13 protein-coding genes and 1 pseudogene are annotated in these 14,454 nt (G+C 62.1%); 4 read left to right on the forward strand and 10 right to left on the reverse strand.

Features of this window, described 5'->3' with window-relative positions:
* Positions 1-4 precede the first annotated feature (4 nt).
* Both AXW83_RS27265 and AXW83_RS26740 read left to right on the forward strand, forming a co-directional pair.
* A complete protein-coding gene (locus tag AXW83_RS27265) occupies positions 5-331 on the forward strand; it encodes a hypothetical protein (protein WP_156640255.1) in 327 nt (108 codons plus the stop codon).
* A 430-nt stretch (positions 332-761) separates the two neighbouring features.
* A pseudogene (locus AXW83_RS26740) lies at positions 762-965 on the forward strand (class II aldolase/adducin family protein); the annotation flags it as partial.
* 118 nt (positions 966-1,083) lie between these two features.
* On the opposite strand, the gene AXW83_RS20960 reads toward AXW83_RS26740, so the two are convergent.
* Positions 1,084-2,934: an ABC transporter ATP-binding protein gene (locus AXW83_RS20960; protein ID WP_066616807.1), complete on the reverse strand. Its 1,851-nt coding sequence runs from the start codon at positions 2,932-2,934 to the stop codon at positions 1,084-1,086.
* Between the two features lie 305 nt (positions 2,935-3,239).
* Here AXW83_RS20960 and AXW83_RS20965 point away from each other — a divergent pair, with 305 nt between their 5' ends.
* Complete coding sequence (locus tag AXW83_RS20965; protein WP_066616816.1) at positions 3,240-4,040, forward strand: alpha/beta fold hydrolase; 801 nt, start codon at positions 3,240-3,242, stop codon at positions 4,038-4,040.
* 382 nt (positions 4,041-4,422) lie between these two features.
* Here the strand turns inward: AXW83_RS20965 and AXW83_RS20970 are convergent, their stop codons facing one another.
* From AXW83_RS20970 to AXW83_RS21000, 7 genes are all read right to left on the reverse strand, one after another.
* The gene (locus tag AXW83_RS20970; protein WP_066616819.1) at positions 4,423-4,746 is read right to left on the reverse strand and encodes a HigA family addiction module antitoxin; all 324 of its coding nucleotides are present in this window, start codon (positions 4,744-4,746) and stop codon (positions 4,423-4,425) included.
* Positions 4,747-4,807: 61 nt separating this feature from the next.
* Positions 4,808-5,449, reverse strand: a complete 642-nt coding sequence (locus AXW83_RS20975; RefSeq protein ID WP_066616822.1) for a LysE family translocator — start codon at positions 5,447-5,449, stop codon at positions 4,808-4,810.
* Positions 5,450-5,563: 114 nt separating this feature from the next.
* Complete coding sequence (locus AXW83_RS20980; protein WP_066616825.1) at positions 5,564-5,812, reverse strand: hypothetical protein; 249 nt, start codon at positions 5,810-5,812, stop codon at positions 5,564-5,566.
* 39 nt (positions 5,813-5,851) lie between these two features.
* Complete coding sequence (locus AXW83_RS20985) at positions 5,852-6,154, reverse strand: hypothetical protein (RefSeq protein WP_156640257.1); 303 nt, start codon at positions 6,152-6,154, stop codon at positions 5,852-5,854.
* Positions 6,155-6,400: 246 nt separating this feature from the next.
* Positions 6,401-8,404 (reverse strand): S8/S53 family peptidase, encoded by a 2,004-nt coding sequence (locus AXW83_RS20990; protein WP_066616831.1) that lies wholly within the window; start codon positions 8,402-8,404, stop codon positions 6,401-6,403.
* 157 nt (positions 8,405-8,561) lie between these two features.
* Positions 8,562-9,716 (reverse strand): phosphatase PAP2 family protein, encoded by a 1,155-nt coding sequence (locus AXW83_RS20995; RefSeq protein ID WP_082767293.1) that lies wholly within the window; start codon positions 9,714-9,716, stop codon positions 8,562-8,564.
* Positions 9,717-9,730: 14 nt separating this feature from the next.
* Positions 9,731-11,374 (reverse strand): hypothetical protein, encoded by a 1,644-nt coding sequence (locus AXW83_RS21000; RefSeq protein WP_066616837.1) that lies wholly within the window; start codon positions 11,372-11,374, stop codon positions 9,731-9,733.
* Positions 11,375-11,534: 160 nt separating this feature from the next.
* Between AXW83_RS21000 and AXW83_RS27270 the strand changes: the two genes are divergently transcribed.
* On the forward strand, positions 11,535-11,732 hold the full coding sequence (locus AXW83_RS27270; RefSeq protein WP_156640259.1) for a hypothetical protein: 198 nt from the start codon (positions 11,535-11,537) through the stop codon (positions 11,730-11,732).
* 264 nt (positions 11,733-11,996) lie between these two features.
* Here AXW83_RS27270 and istB read toward each other — a convergent pair whose 3' ends face one another.
* Positions 11,997-12,839 (reverse strand): IS21-like element helper ATPase IstB, encoded by an 843-nt coding sequence (istB, locus tag AXW83_RS21005; protein ID WP_066620442.1) that lies wholly within the window; start codon positions 12,837-12,839, stop codon positions 11,997-11,999.
* Positions 12,840-12,859: 20 nt separating this feature from the next.
* Positions 12,860-14,359, reverse strand: a complete 1,500-nt coding sequence (istA, locus tag AXW83_RS21010) for an IS21 family transposase (protein WP_066614042.1) — start codon at positions 14,357-14,359, stop codon at positions 12,860-12,862.
* Positions 14,360-14,454 lie beyond the last annotated feature (95 nt).

The raw sequence follows: 14,454 nt of genomic DNA on the forward strand, positions 1-14,454 counted from the left end.
AAGGATGGTCGTCGCCATGAGCGCGAGACAATCGCAGACCACACATTTCGGCGTCACCAGCGTCGCCGCAGGCCGCGTCTTGAATAGAATCGAAACGAATGTGGAAGTCGGCAACCGTCAGACGGGCATCTTACAGAACCAGCGAAGCGTAGGCGCACACATTATGAATGCGCCCGATTCAAATCGGCTGAATGCCCTAACTGCACAGGCTAAAGAGACCCAGTCCCTCAAAGTAAAAGCTACCGCAAGGAAAAGCTATCTTCCCAGTTTGACGAACGCAATAGCGATTTTTAGCAAACGATTAACCGCGACGCAGCCGCATCGGGTTTAACGGCACTGTTGCCCTCGCCGAAGACGGTAAGACGGGGCCTGATCGCTGGGCTTGCGCTCATTTATGTGACCGTTAGCTCAAAGCGGGGCCGTCTCGTGCCGCTCTATGGCGGCTATGTCGGCAATCGAAAGGCGGCTGGAAGCGGACGGGAAAGGCAATGCGCCCTTCGGTGGCGACAATTTGGGACCCACCTACGTTCCGTGATGCGAAAGCTTGCCGGCCGACAACTCTGCTTAAGACTGACGGCCGCGACTGACCGCCGCATGGTGGTTTCCATGAACGCTCGTGTCCTGGACATGCCGAAGACACGCGCCGCATTCTCGACATCGATGTTGACGTGCTGAAGCGACCCGACGAAGGCTCTATACATCAACGGAAATGCCACCGAGAGATAGGCGACGAAGAGAATGGTGAGCGATCCCAGCAGGTAGCCTCGAAGCTGCTGATCTGCGATTTCCATGGCAATGTCATTGCCGGCGAAGGCCAGCCCGAGGCGACAGCCTTCTACATCCACGCCCGTATCCACAAGGCCATCCCGCGCGCCAGGGTCGCCTTCCATACGCATATGCCTTACGCGACCGCGCTTTCGATGACCGAGGGCGCCCCGCTGATCTTTGCCGGCCAGACGGCGCTCAACTGCAGTATCCCTTGCCGGATGGTTCGCTTCGGTCGTCGCGCGCGGCGCCATGCAGGACCCGCCAACGCAGCCCGCCGTTTCGGCGCCGGCGGCGCTGCGTGCGCCGCAAGGAGGTTTACGGCTTCCGAGAAGCCTGAGGACGTTGCGGCACGATAAAGCCGCCGGACTGATGCGCCCAAAGGTCGGCATAGAGCCCGCCGGCGGCGAGCAGGTCCGCATGTGTCCCCTGTTCGACGATCCGACCAGCGTCCATAACCACCAGGCGGTCCATGAGCTGAAGCGTGGAAAGCCGATGGGCGATGGCGATGACCGTTCTGCCACGCATCAACGCCGCCAGCGCTTCCTGGATCGCGGCCTCGACCTGCGAGTCGAGGGACGACGTTGCCTCGTCGAGCAGGAGGATGGGCGCGTCCTTCAGGATCACCCGGGCGATGGCGATGCGCTGGCGCTGCCCGCCGGAGAGCTTGACGCCGCGCTCGCCGACAAAGGCTTCGAAACCGTGGCGTCCCTTGCCGTCCACCAGCTTGTCAATGAAGGCATCTGCCTGCGCCTTTCGGGCAGCATCGCGCATCATACCTTCATCGGCGTCCTGGCGGGCATAGAGGATGTTCTCGCCGATGGAGCGATGCAAAAGCGAAGAGTCCTGAGCCACCACCGCGATACGGGCGCGCAGAGATTCTTCGGTGACATGGGCAATATCCTGCCCGTCGATCAGGATACGGCCCGATTGTGGCTCATAGAAGCGCAGCAGCAGATTGATGAGCGTCGACTTGCCCGCGCCCGAGCGCCCGACGAGACCGATTTTTTCACCGGCGCCGATGGTTAGAGTCAGCCCGTCGACCACGCGATGGGGCTGGCTGTAGTGAAAATGCACGGTCTCGAACCGGATCTCGCCATGCCCGGCCTCGAGCGGATGCGCATCGGGCTTGTCGAGCTGGCTGAGTGGCTGGGCAATGGTTTTCATGCCCTCCTGCACGATGCCGATGTTCTCGAATATCCCTGCGATTTCGAACGCCACCCAGCCTGACATGGCGATGATCTGGGTGGTGAGGAGAACAGCAGTCGTCAGCGTCCCCGCATCGACGCGCCCCTCGGAAAAAAGCCAGACGCCGATACCGCCGGTCGTGACCAGAAGGACCGCGTTGAGGCTGATCAAGCAGAACACGTAGAGGGTGTTGAGCTGCTGCTGGTGCGCGAAAGCAGCTTGGAAGCGAAGGAATCCGTCGCGAATATACGCGTCGTCCTCGGCTCGGCGCCCGAACAGCTTGACCGTCATCATGTTGGTGAACGTGTCGACGACCTTTCCGGAGATCGCCGAGCGCGTCTCCGAGGTCTCGCGGGATCGGACCTGCACCTTCGGCAGCGTGTAGGCTAGGATCCCGCCGTAGAACAGGAACCAGACCATCATCGGCGCCGCCAGGCGAAGGTCCTGCGTGCCGAGAAGACCAATCGCGGTCGCGCCAAAGACGACAATCTGCCAGACCGCTCGAACGAAGGCGACGATGCTTTCCCGCAGCGGCCGAGCTGTCTGCATCACCCGGTTGGCCAGTCGTCCGGCGAAATCGTCCTGGAAGAAGGCGAGTGGCTGGCGAACGACATGCCAGTAGTTCTGCCAGTGGATCAGCGTCGTGAAGGAGACCGCAATCGAGTGGTTCACAAGCAGGCGGAACAGGATGGTGCCTAGCGGCCGGACGACGAGTACGATCGCCGCCATGATCAGAAGCAGATGGCCGGCCGTTTCGAAAACCTGCTCGCGCGCGACCGAGGACAACACGGAGACGAGGCGGCCGATCAGATAGGGCACCACCGCTTCGATGATGGCGAGCGTGAAGCCGATCAGGAACAGCGCGGCGAACAGGCCCTTAGCCTGCCGAACAAAATGCCAATAAAACGATAGGAGTCCGCTGGGAGGCTGGCCCGGGGGTAATGCTGTCGAATTAACAAGTGAATCGAAAAACCTGAACATCGTTCCTCATGATTGCAGCGGCGCCGCCGTGGCAACCTCGAATGGTCGCCATAAGGCGCGAGTTCTCTGACAGGCGCGAGTTCTCTGATCCAGTCGGGTCAAGGCCGCGCGCGCCTCCTGAAGAGCGCCTTGCTCTGACGCCATGTGAGAGCGGCTCGCCGCCGATCTGTCGGCGAGCATGCAACATACCTCGTCTCGATGACCATCGCATCATGGTCCCTGCATCTGCTGCTTGGGCTCGCCGCCGATCTGCGCGCCATTTCGGCACTTAGCGGCGGTGGCGCATTTCATGCTTGCGAGCGCCAATGATCGAAGACCCACTTGGCGCAATCGATTACGACGAAGCGGGCGAAGGGCCGACGCTCGTTCTGGTGCCGGGATCCTGCAGCACCGGCGCCGCATGGCGACCGGTCGTAAGGGCGTTGGGCGGGCATTTCCGCACCGTCACAACGAGCCTGCCAGGCTACGGGGGCAGCGCTGAACGGCGCACTGCGGACGACACAAGCATCGGGCACGTTGCCGGAGCCGTCGAACGCGTTATCGAGCGAGCGGGCCAACAGATCCATCTCGTGGGCCACTCGTTCGGCGGTCTGACAGGGCTGGCCGTCGCCCTTCGGCGAAGGGTGACGCTCGCCAGTCTGACGATCCTGGAAGCACCGGCGCCAAGCATTCTTCCCGCGTGCGGAGAAGACGAGTTTTATCGCATGTTCCGGACGATGACCGATGCGTACCGCGCATCATTCATGGACGGTGACGAGTGTGCCATTGCCGCGATGATCGATTTCTATGGTGGTCGTGGTACCTGGGTCTCCTGGCCGGAGCGCGTACGTGCTTACGCAGTCGCGACGACCCCTGTGAACCTGCGCGATTGGGAGAGCGCCTACGCTCTCGCGTTGAACCGCGCATTCCTGGCCGAGCTGAAGCTTCCCGTCCTCGTTTGCTACGGTACTCTAAGTCATCCGTCGGTGCGTCGTGCCAATGCGTTGATCGGCGAGAGCGTCGGATGGGGCAGGACGCGCGCGATTGAGGGGGCCTCCCACTTCATGATCTCGACGCATCCGGGCGAGATCGCGGCAGTCATCGCGGCCCATGTTTCAGGCGCATGAGGCAACCTGAAATCGGTGACGGCGTGTCCGCTTCTACGCGTCGGGCCAACGTCAGCTCTTGGCGCGTTTGGTCCGGGCGGGGACGGCATTTCCGGCTCGCAGCTGAGCGCTGTGGCGACAGAACGGAGAGAATTCTTAGCTTGCCGGGCTTGTGTAATGCGAGCACCTGGCCGGTTATGCATCTGAATAAGCGACAGACATCTGTGCCCTCAGCCGACATGTAGAACGTCTGGTTTCGGGCAATCAATTGAATCTGCGGGCCGAGCTCATGACGATTTCACCGCAGGATGAAATCCGGCTCTGTAAACGTTTTGCCATTCAAATCGGCATAGAATTCGACATGGGATAATGTTTATATGCCACGTCACCTAATATCGGATTATCACCTATTTTTTTCATTACCGGAAACGTAGTCATAATCATATTGGGCCTGCATCCAATATGACATCGGTATATTGAATGCATTCTGAAGTTTTTCTGCGACGATCATATCGACCGGTCGATCGCCTTCAATGATTTCATAGAGAACATACGGATTGATCTCCCAGATCGTGGCGAATTCGAAGACGCTCAGGCCTAGCGGCTTCAGCCACTCGGACTGAATAATGGCGCCCGGATGCCGAACGGGCTGCAATCGCTTCCGTCGCAACGAAAATGTTTGAACGGAATCCATGAGATTTCTGATGACGTTCTTTGATTCCTGCATGTCATTCTCCAATGCTAATCTGTCCAGAATTCACCGTCGCGGATAGTAATCTTACCAAATTTTACTGTATTGATTTTAGTAATACATTAACTATAATATAAACCGCATAGAAAACCATGCCGACCGCAAGTGCTGTGCGAATATATGGATAAAGAAATAAGCCTGTTTTCCGTCTGGAAAAGTAGTTGCAGAATATCCCAATGAACGAGAACCATGAGACAGCCATGACGAAGACGATGGCGCACGCCGTCTCACCCGAAGAACCGATTTTCGGATTGGCAATAAAAAAACTGAAAAAGAAGGGTATCGTGATCGGATTCGACAGAGACGCGACCATGCCGAGAGCAAACGCCTGAGATATCCGCTTGACAGAATTGCGTTGAAGCTCGACGTCGCTTTTCTGTGCTTGCTGCAGCAGTCGTATCGCGGAGCGGACAAGCATCGCGGCAAATATCAGGCTGAAAAGGATTTCGAGCTGGTCGGTTCGGTCGATAAGGGCCGAGCCCTGGACTGCGATCGCCGCTGCGATGGTCGCGCCGCACGCGATTCCGAGTGCGGCCGCAAGAGGACGCGCGACCGACGATGCAAGGCCCACCCGCAAAACAACCAGAAGATTTGGCCCCGGAGATACAAGCATAAACGCATATGGAATCGCCAGAGACGAGATCTGCATTATGATGATCTTTATATCTGAGTTAAACATTCGATTCTTCTCTATCTGTAGAGAGCAGAATTCAGGAAGTATTGCTGCGGATATCGGTCGATACCTTGTTTCACGCGTAAAAACAGACGCCTCACTCGATACGTTTCACGCCGTTTATTGAGTAAGCTGATGCCGCTTGTCTTGAAGACATGAGCCGAAGCGAACAACATTCAGAGGCAGAAGAATGCAGTGGAGCGCCAGGACAGGCATGAGCCCAAGCAGCGCGCCGTAGGTGATGAACAGCAGATTGGCCGCGATGGCTGCGGCGCGCAGCGAAAGCATTTGTTTGCAACAGAACGCTGCGACCGTTGCGCCGGCAGCCAAAAAGCCGATGACCTCCGTGAACGCGAGGGAAGCGTTCATGGCAGGTGCCTCGGATCGATCGGGGGCTTGCTCATGATGTCACGGGACAAAGGTAGTGATGACAGAAAATGCGCCGATGCACGCCCAGCTCAAAACAAGAAGAAAGTAGAATTCTGATTGGCTTGGGGGCTTCGCATCGGCTTTTTCTTCATCAAAAAATGGACGTGAGATCGCTTTATCGTTCGCCCGCATGTTGGCTTCGACGAAACGAACGTCGAATGGATCTGGATCGATTTTGAAGCGCCGCTGATCAGGGGCGCCTTCAGTGCCGGAGATGAAATCCCCGTTCGGGTGAAGGCGGGCCGCCGTCGAGGAATTCCGAGGGAAGGTTTGGGACGCCATGACCTGTCTCCTGCTGCTGATCGACAGGATCATCTAAGGCCAGTTCCGACGGGGATGCGCGTGAGGAAACTGTGAGTATTGCGGGAAGGTGGAAGGCTATCGCCGGGTGCTGCCGCGGCGTTTCAGATCAGAATATGCCGGTGAGCCGACACCGGACATCGACCGCATTTGCCTGCGTTGCTTCAACTATGCATGTGCAGCGCGTCTGTACCGTCCACGAACTCCGCAGGGCGGGATCGAACCTGCCTAGCCAAGCCGGATCGGCCGTTCAGCAAGCTCGATCGGTTCGATCGGATACGTGACGGGAATGCTCTGCATCGGCGCAGGCGACGAGGAGATGCTCTGCACGGCAAGCGCCCTCGCCACCTGCGGCGCCGCCATGCTCGTGCCGGACAGCCGCGCCGCACTGCCGCTGCGGGTGCCGGCAGCGAGCACGCCGCGCAGGGCGGTCGATGCGTCGGATATCGCCGACAGGCGCACGTCGCCGGCGCCCGGTGGGCTACCTGGCGGGCGGCGGCGACCTGCGGCCGCGTACTCGGTGGCTCTGCCCGTATCGCCATAATAGCCGCTGACGACGGTCACGTGCCCATGGGTGGCGATGCCGTTCAGCGTGCCGAACCGCCGCACGAGGGCCTCCGGTGGATTCTCGACCCGCGATGGCGCCCCGTCCTGCCCGAAGCGCTGATCCAACGGATCGTCGAAATAGCTCTGGCGCCCACCCCGGCTGTAGCCGAAGGGATCGTTGTCGCGCTGGATGCGGCAAAAAACCGGGCTCGCTAACGGACCGCCGCCCGTCAAGGTCAGGCTGATCGTCCAGCATCCCGACGGTGCGGCCGGCAGGCTCGGATCATCGGGTTCGGTCGGGGCGAGCGCGATCAGAACCCGCGACCAGCGGTCGTTGTAGCGGCCGGTCAGGCACTGCCCGACAATCACCCCATGGTGACGCAGGTCTTGCGGCGCGGGCGGCGTGTCGCCGGCCACAGGTGCCAGCGCGACCGTCAGCGGAATGGCGGTCTCGCATGGGATGCCATCGGGACCGGCGACGGCAAGCGCGAAGGTGGGCGCCGATGCGGCGTCGCCGGCAGCCGGCAGCCAGATCTCAAGATAGCTGGAGGTGTGGTCGTTGGGCTGAAGCCGCCAGGGCACCGGACAGGCAATCCCCGTGTTCAGTGCGCTCGCCGTGATCTCGCCGTTCATCCCCTCGCCGAAGCTGTTGCCTGATGGCATGACGAGCGTGGTCGGCTTGCCTTGCGCCTCCCGGGCGGCGACCAACTGCGCCACAGCCAGTTCGAGCGGATCCGAGCCGTCATGGGGCCCGCCGGTGAAGCCGTAGCTGAAGTTGACGACCAGCGGCAGCGGCGCGGTGTCCGTGCCGAAACAGGCCGCGGCAACGGCGTCAGCCCGGTCGAAAATATAATGCAGAGCGCTGATGACGAAGGCGTCCTTGCGAAACCCGGTCGTATCGGCGGTGATCGCCGCGGGCAGTTGCACGGCGATGATGCGCAGCAGATCGAGATCGACATCCTCGCTCTCGCCTCGGCGCCCGGCCGCCGCATCGAGAACATGCGCACCATGCGAGGCGAAGTGGTTGATCGAGGCGGTCCGTAGCCACGAGTTCTCCGCGGCTCCGGCCCTGGCATAGACGGCGTCTTCGTCCGGCCCGTGATCCCCCACCAGGGTATCGATATCATCGCGCGTGTACTCGCGGCCGAACAGAACCCGGCCATCGGCCGACGCATCCGCCGATTGCAGCCAGCAGAATTCGACACGCGTGCTGGTACCGGCAGCATCGCGGAAATTGCTGTGCGCAAACGGAATGCCGTCATCGATTACAGCAACGATGGCGGCTTTCCCGCCGCTGCCGAGCTTTGCCAGCAGCGCCGGATCTGCGGTGTAGGGCGGCCTGGTCTGCGTATCGGCAAGGGTCGTGACGCTTGCCTCGGGCAACGGCGCGTTCAGGTTGAAAACCGGCCCGTCGCCGAAGCCCTTTGCCGCCTGGCCACTCCGGATTGGCTTCGTCAGGCCCTCGAGACTGCGGTTGATGCAGCAGATATCGAGCGTACGGCGCTCGCCGCGATCCTCGAAGTCCAGAACGACGGGCCAATACGTCATCCCGGTGGTCTGCGTCGGCAGGCCGGCCCAGATCATCGGGAGCAGGATCCGCACGGAGCGGGCCCCGCCATCCTTGTCGTGAAGGTGCGCCTCGCCCGCGAGGTCGATGAGCGCCTTGCCGGGCGGCAGTGCGATCATGGCGGGGACAAATCGTGCGTCCGAGAGAGGGACGTCCAGATTGGCATAAGCCGCGCCCCGGCCGAAGGTCCAGTCTTCGTAGGCGCCTGTAAACCGCAATGGAACTTCTGATTCGGGGCCGTCAGGGGTCATCGTCTAGCGCTCCGGCGGCCGGATTTCAGAGCTTGAACTCGTTGAGAGCCTTGGCCCATAGCCATGCGAATAACGGGCTGCTCTGAACGGGCCCGGGGGCAGCCGCGCGGACAAGACCCTTCGTCGCAGGATCCCCACTGCCGCCGGTGATCCCGGGCAGAAAATCCGCGAGGAGGAAATCGCTGTCCCGGGCCTCGTAGATCCGGGGCGTGGCATGGCCGCCCTGGCACTTGGCCAGAATGATCTGCCCGACCGCCTCGCCAAGCGCGGCTCCGGCCCACGTGTCGATCGGGTAATGCACGCCGGCCACGGTCCGGTTGACCGCGATCCGCTCCGCCTGCTTGTAGAGCAGCCTGATCAGTCTCCCGCTCTGCGGGTAGTGCCGCTCGGCGGGCGGTCTGGCGTCGAGCTTCTTCAGCAATCCTTCCAGGACCGTTGCTGCCGCGAAGGCTTCGGCGGCATGGGCGCTTGGGAAGGTGCCATGCGCCGGCGTCGGGATCATCGGCATGACCGTGGCTCCGAGACGGTCCGGCCGGCGGCAGGCAAGATGGTGCTTGGCCACCATGGCAACGTGCGAGGTGACGACCTGGGTGATGCCGATCAACTCGAAGGTCGAGCGATTGGCGTCGGCATTCAATCCGAGGATGCTGGCGAAATAGTCGATCGGATATCCGACCTGGGTCAGGATCTCGGCCGCCCTGTCTGAGCGCTGGTCGGCATAGCTGCGGATGTATTTGAGTTGCCGCCGGAAGAGATCGGCGGGTGGCCGGTGCAGCGCGATCAAAGGCTTTCGGCCATAGCTCAGTTCGATGCCGTTGAACGGTTCGAGGCCGGCCGCCGTGCGGCGCTTCCCCGGCGTCCAGTCGAGGCGCTTCAGGACGTCGGTGAGATATAGCGAGGCGCGCACCCAGGCGGCCCAGCTTTCCATGTTCGCCGCCGGACCGATCGGAAGCGCGGCATAGACACCCGCTGCGGCCGAGCCGATATCATCGGACCCGGCGATGTGGCTGATCGCCTGGGCGTTGACCGTCAAACCCTGGGCGAGCAGGGGACTGACGACCGTGCCTGAGATGAAACTGCCGATGCCGGTCAAGCCCGTCCCCGCCGTACCGGCCGTCCCCGCCGTCCCCGCCGTCCCTGCAGTTCCGGCCGTACCCGCAGTTCCTGCAGCACTCGACATGGCATTGCATCCCGTTACGACAAGCCAGCCGCCCGAAGGGCAGCAGCAGCTTTGCGACCAAATCTGGAATCCGCCGCCGGATGGCTTCGGAGATAAGCGTCGATCGTGAAATCGGGCGTCTGCTTCAGAAGCATCCGACCGGCCTCGCGCAGGTCTTCGGTGCGATCCAGATTATGGAGTGCGACGATCTTGGTTCGCAGCGTAGACGAGTGTCGATCATTCAAAAGAAGCGAGCTTTCGGCGAGTTCGAGCGCCGTCTGGTATTGTCCAGCCGACAGATAAGCAGTCGCGCTCAACGATTCGTAGAAGTAGCGGAGCGGATCGAGAGGCGAGAGGCGCCGTGCCTTGTCGACGGCCTGGACTGCGGGTCCGCCCTCGTCGCGAAAAGCATGCAGCGTTCCGCGCAGCAACAATGAGAGCGCTTCGCTGGGGTTGTTCGCCAGAGCCGCCTTGTAGCGCTGTTCTGCAACGTCCAACCGCTTCAGCAGGTTGTTTTGTGCGAGACCGCTGATCGTCAGGCAGAACGCGTTGTCGGGCGATAGATCGAGAGCCCGGGCCGTGCAGTCGATTCCACGCTGCTTATCTGCCTCGATGTCCGTACTCCAGCCATTGAAGACGCTGAGGATGTACCATTTGCCGAGCCAGGCATGGGTTTCGGCGGCGTAAGGCGCACGTCGCAGCGCTTCCTCCAGAAGCTCGCGCGCCCGCGCCAGATCGTGAAGCGTCGAGCGGTTCATCAGCCTGACCCCGGCGATGACCAGGCGGTGATCCTCGACATCGGCGAGACGCTGGCTCGCGATATGGCTCAGCGCCTCGTCGGCGATGGCGGCACCGATCGAGCCGACGATGGCGGCGATGCCGTCGTCGGCGGACTGGAAGAAGGTATCGATCGAACTGGTGATCTGCCGCGTCCAGAGAATCCGGCCTGAGCGCACATCGATGAAGTCGGCATCCAGAACCAGCATTCCCGCGGATCGCCTGAGGCTGCCGGTGACGCAGAAATCCGCATGAAGACGCGAGCGCACCAGCGCGATATCGATGCCGCCGCGCGCGAACTCGCGACAGGAGAGGTGGGAGATCACAGCGAGCAGCCGCGAGCGACTGAGCGACCGGCACATTTCCTCGGCGAGCCAGTCGCTGATGGTCACATCCGCGGCATCGTTGGACACGGCACGGAAAGGCAGCACGGCGATCGCTGGAAGAACCGAAATGCCACCACCGCTCAGGGCGAGGCTGAACAGTCCGTGGAGTTGGGTCGGGTTCTGGCGTATGCCGCCCAGCCATTGGCTGAAGCCCGCCTCGCGGATGTCGAGCCCTTCCAGGAATTGCCCCTGTGCGGGATGGCCGACGAAGGTGACGCGCGACAGGTCGAGCGTCACCTCGGAATTGGTGCTTGTCAGCAACTCGGCGAAGCCCGAGCCCATCAGGGCCTTGATGTCGGCAAGCGCCCGGCGCAGGCTCTGGCGACCGGTATCGTAGCAGGCAACGCCCCACAGCGCTTCCTGCAGGAACGAACGCGTTCGACGTCCGAACGGCGCGGTGGCCAGCAGCGCAAACAGCGCCTTGTGCTTGGCGCCTGTTATCTCGAATCCATCCGCCACGCTCGACTTAACCGAGCAGGCTCCGAACAGATTGATCTCCAGAAGCTTGCCGTCCATGACGCTCGAGCCCGCCCCCGCAAGTCCGCCACCCGCAGATCCAAGACCTGCAGACTAGCAATGCAAGGCGAGAGACCACAACGCGGTTCACGCTTTTTTCACGCGCCAGCACTGAGGCCGGCTGAATATGCTGCGACTTATGGCAGTTGAAGAAAACGCAATGGATAAGAAAACCGTCGGAGTTGAACCTATGCCTATTCGGGACCTGGCGGATTTCCATTTGAGATGGTCTGAATTTCGAGAAGCTGCGCTCAAGGCATCGAATTCATCGGCTCTCGCCACGCAGGAACGCGAGACGATTCTATGGCTGATCCGCATGGCCGACAGGATCGGCAGGCGGGATCTGGTACGGGACTAGACTAGGGACCGGCACGACCGTTGCGGATAGGCTTCTCTCCCAATCTCCAATCGTGCAGACGGTCGGTTGCAAAATCGAACACATGGCGCATCGCAAGATGGGAGCACGGCGCGATTTCGAACTGTAGGGCAGCGTCTCGATGTCAACGGCGGTCGGATTCCAGGCCATCGGGGCGGAGTCAAAGCAGGCCAGTGGCGGCGCGGGCGGACGATATGCAAAGGGCCCCGATCGGGGCCCTTTGCATATCGTCGTGCTCGTTTCTGATTAGCCTGTGGTGATCTCTCCGGTTTCGGGATCGACGTGCTCAGCAGTGGCCTGGTTTTGCTCCGCCACGGCGAGGCTGCGCCGTCGGCCGGCAGATTGCTTCAGCCGATAGCTGTCGCCGTTCATTGCCAGGATGCTGACGTGGTGGGTGAGCCGGTCGAGCAGCGCGCCTGTGAGACGCTCCGATCCCAGGATCGAGGTCCAGTCCTCGAATGGTAGGTTCGAGGTCACGATGGTCGAGCCGCGCTCATAGCGCTGCGAGAACGTCTCGAACAGGAGTTCGGCCCCGGTCGGCGACAACGGTACATAGCCGAGCTCGTCGACGATCAGCAGCTTGACCGCCTGCAGATCGCGCTGAAGCTTGAGCAGGCGTCTCTCGTCGCGGGCCTCCAGCAACTGGTTGACCAGCGAGGCCGCCGTCGTGAACGTGACGGAGAAGCCCTTCTGGCAAGCCGCCAGCCCAAGCGCCAGCGCGACATGGGTTTTGCCGGTACCGCTGTTGCCGAGCGCGATGATGTTCTCACGGCGCAGGAGATAACCGCAGCGCGCCAGCTCCAGCACGAGCATCTTGTTGAGGCCAGGGATGGCGGCGAAGTCGAAGGTGTCGAAGCTCTTCACCGCCGGGAACCGCGCTGCCCGGATGCGCCGCTCGACCGTGCGGCGCTCGCGATCAAGGAGTTCGAGCTCGATCAGGCGCAGCAGATAGCGGGGATGATCGACACCATCACGCGCGCATTCGCGGGCAACCTTGTCATACTCGCGCAGCACCGTCGGCAGTTTGAGCTGCTTGAGATGGTGGGCCAGGAGGACCTGGGGCGTGCTGCTGGTCGTTCCCGTTGGCATCGCGTCGCTGGTGGTGCCGGTCATGCCGCTTCCTCCGGCAGGAGCACGGCATAGTCGGCAGCCGAGGTCGTCCTCACCGTCGTCCTGGGCAGATGAGGATAGGCCGACAGGTCGAGACGAGCTGGCCTGCGCTCGATCCGCGCCAGCGCGATCAGCTTGACCGCGTCGAAGCCGATGGCGCCGAGCGTGATCGCCTCGGTCACGGCGAACGTCACGACCTCAAGCGGCAACGCCTCCAGCAGCCGCAGCACCTGGATGAACTCGCGCTTGCCGCGATTGCCCATACGCGCCTCCAGCAGATGGCGCAGATGCTGGAAGACCTCGGGCAGAGCCCAGTCTTGCAGCGCCGCCGCCTGGTCGAGTGCATTGGGCTTGGTCTCGATCAGAGCGAGATAATGCAGCGGGTTGGAGACGAACACGCCTTCGCCGTAGCAGCGCGGGTGACGGGCAATCTCGGCCCCGCGGCACAGGATCACGACCGCGTCGACGAAGCCCTTCACCATGACGTCCTGGAAGCCATAAGCGGTCGGCACCGAGTAATCGTTGGAGCGGTAGCGGACCAATGCGGTCGATGAGACCCGGCCGCTGCGCTTCTCGCACGGTTCCAGCGGCACGGCCGGCAGGTCGCGCAACCCCGCCAGATCGGCGACAAGCCGTTCCCCGATCGTCCCGGCATGCCGTCCGGCGCGTTCGCCCTGCCGGAGGCGGCATTGCTCGGCCAGTCTGGCGTTCAGCGCCTCGAAGCTCGCCACCACCGGGATCGGCGTCATGAAGTTCGAGCGGGCGTACTTCACCAGCCCCTCGACCTTGCCCTTGTCGTTGCCCTTGCCGGGACGGCCGAAGCGGTCCCGGAACAGGTAATGGCTGACCAGTTCGGTGAAGGCGCGAGTTCGCTCGCGCTTGCCGTCGCCGCAGATCTTCGCCACCGCGATGCGCGTGTTGTCGTACAGGATCGACAGCGGCACCCCATCGAAGAAGCAAAACGCCGAGACGTGCCCGTCCAGGAACGCTTCCGTTGTCTCGCGGGGATAGGCCTTCACGAAGCAGGCATCCGACTGCGGAAGGTCCATGCAAAAGAAATGGATCTTCTGCCGGACCCCGCCGATCACGGCGATCGCCTCGCCGAAATCGACCTGAGCGTGCCCGGGCGGATGCGCCAGCGGCACGAAGGTCTCGCGCCCTCGCGCCCGGCCGACCCGCACATAATCCTTCACCACGGTGTAGCCGCCAGCAAAGCCATGATCGTCGCGCAAGCGCTCGAAGATCCGCTTCGCCGTGTGGCGCTGCTTCACCGGCGCGCCCCGGTCAGCCTCCAGGATCGCGTCGATCACCGGCAGTAGCGGGCCGAGCTTCGGCTTCTCGGCAGGCTTCGTTCGCGTGTACCCCGGCGGCAGCGAAAACCGGCACATCTTTGCGATCGTCTCGCGGCTCAGACCAAAAACACGCGCCGCCTCGCGACGGCTCTTCCCCTGAATGAAAACAAAATCACGAACCGCCGCGTAGACCTCCACAGCGAACATCCCCGCCAACCCCAAAAGGGATCAGCCTATCCAGTGGCCGACTTTTACGCCGCCCGCGCGACCACAAACGGCGGCGCTCCAATGGATGGTTTTGT

The organism is Bosea sp. PAMC 26642, from assembly GCF_001562255.1.
GTDB lineage: Bacteria > Pseudomonadota > Alphaproteobacteria > Rhizobiales > Beijerinckiaceae > Allobosea.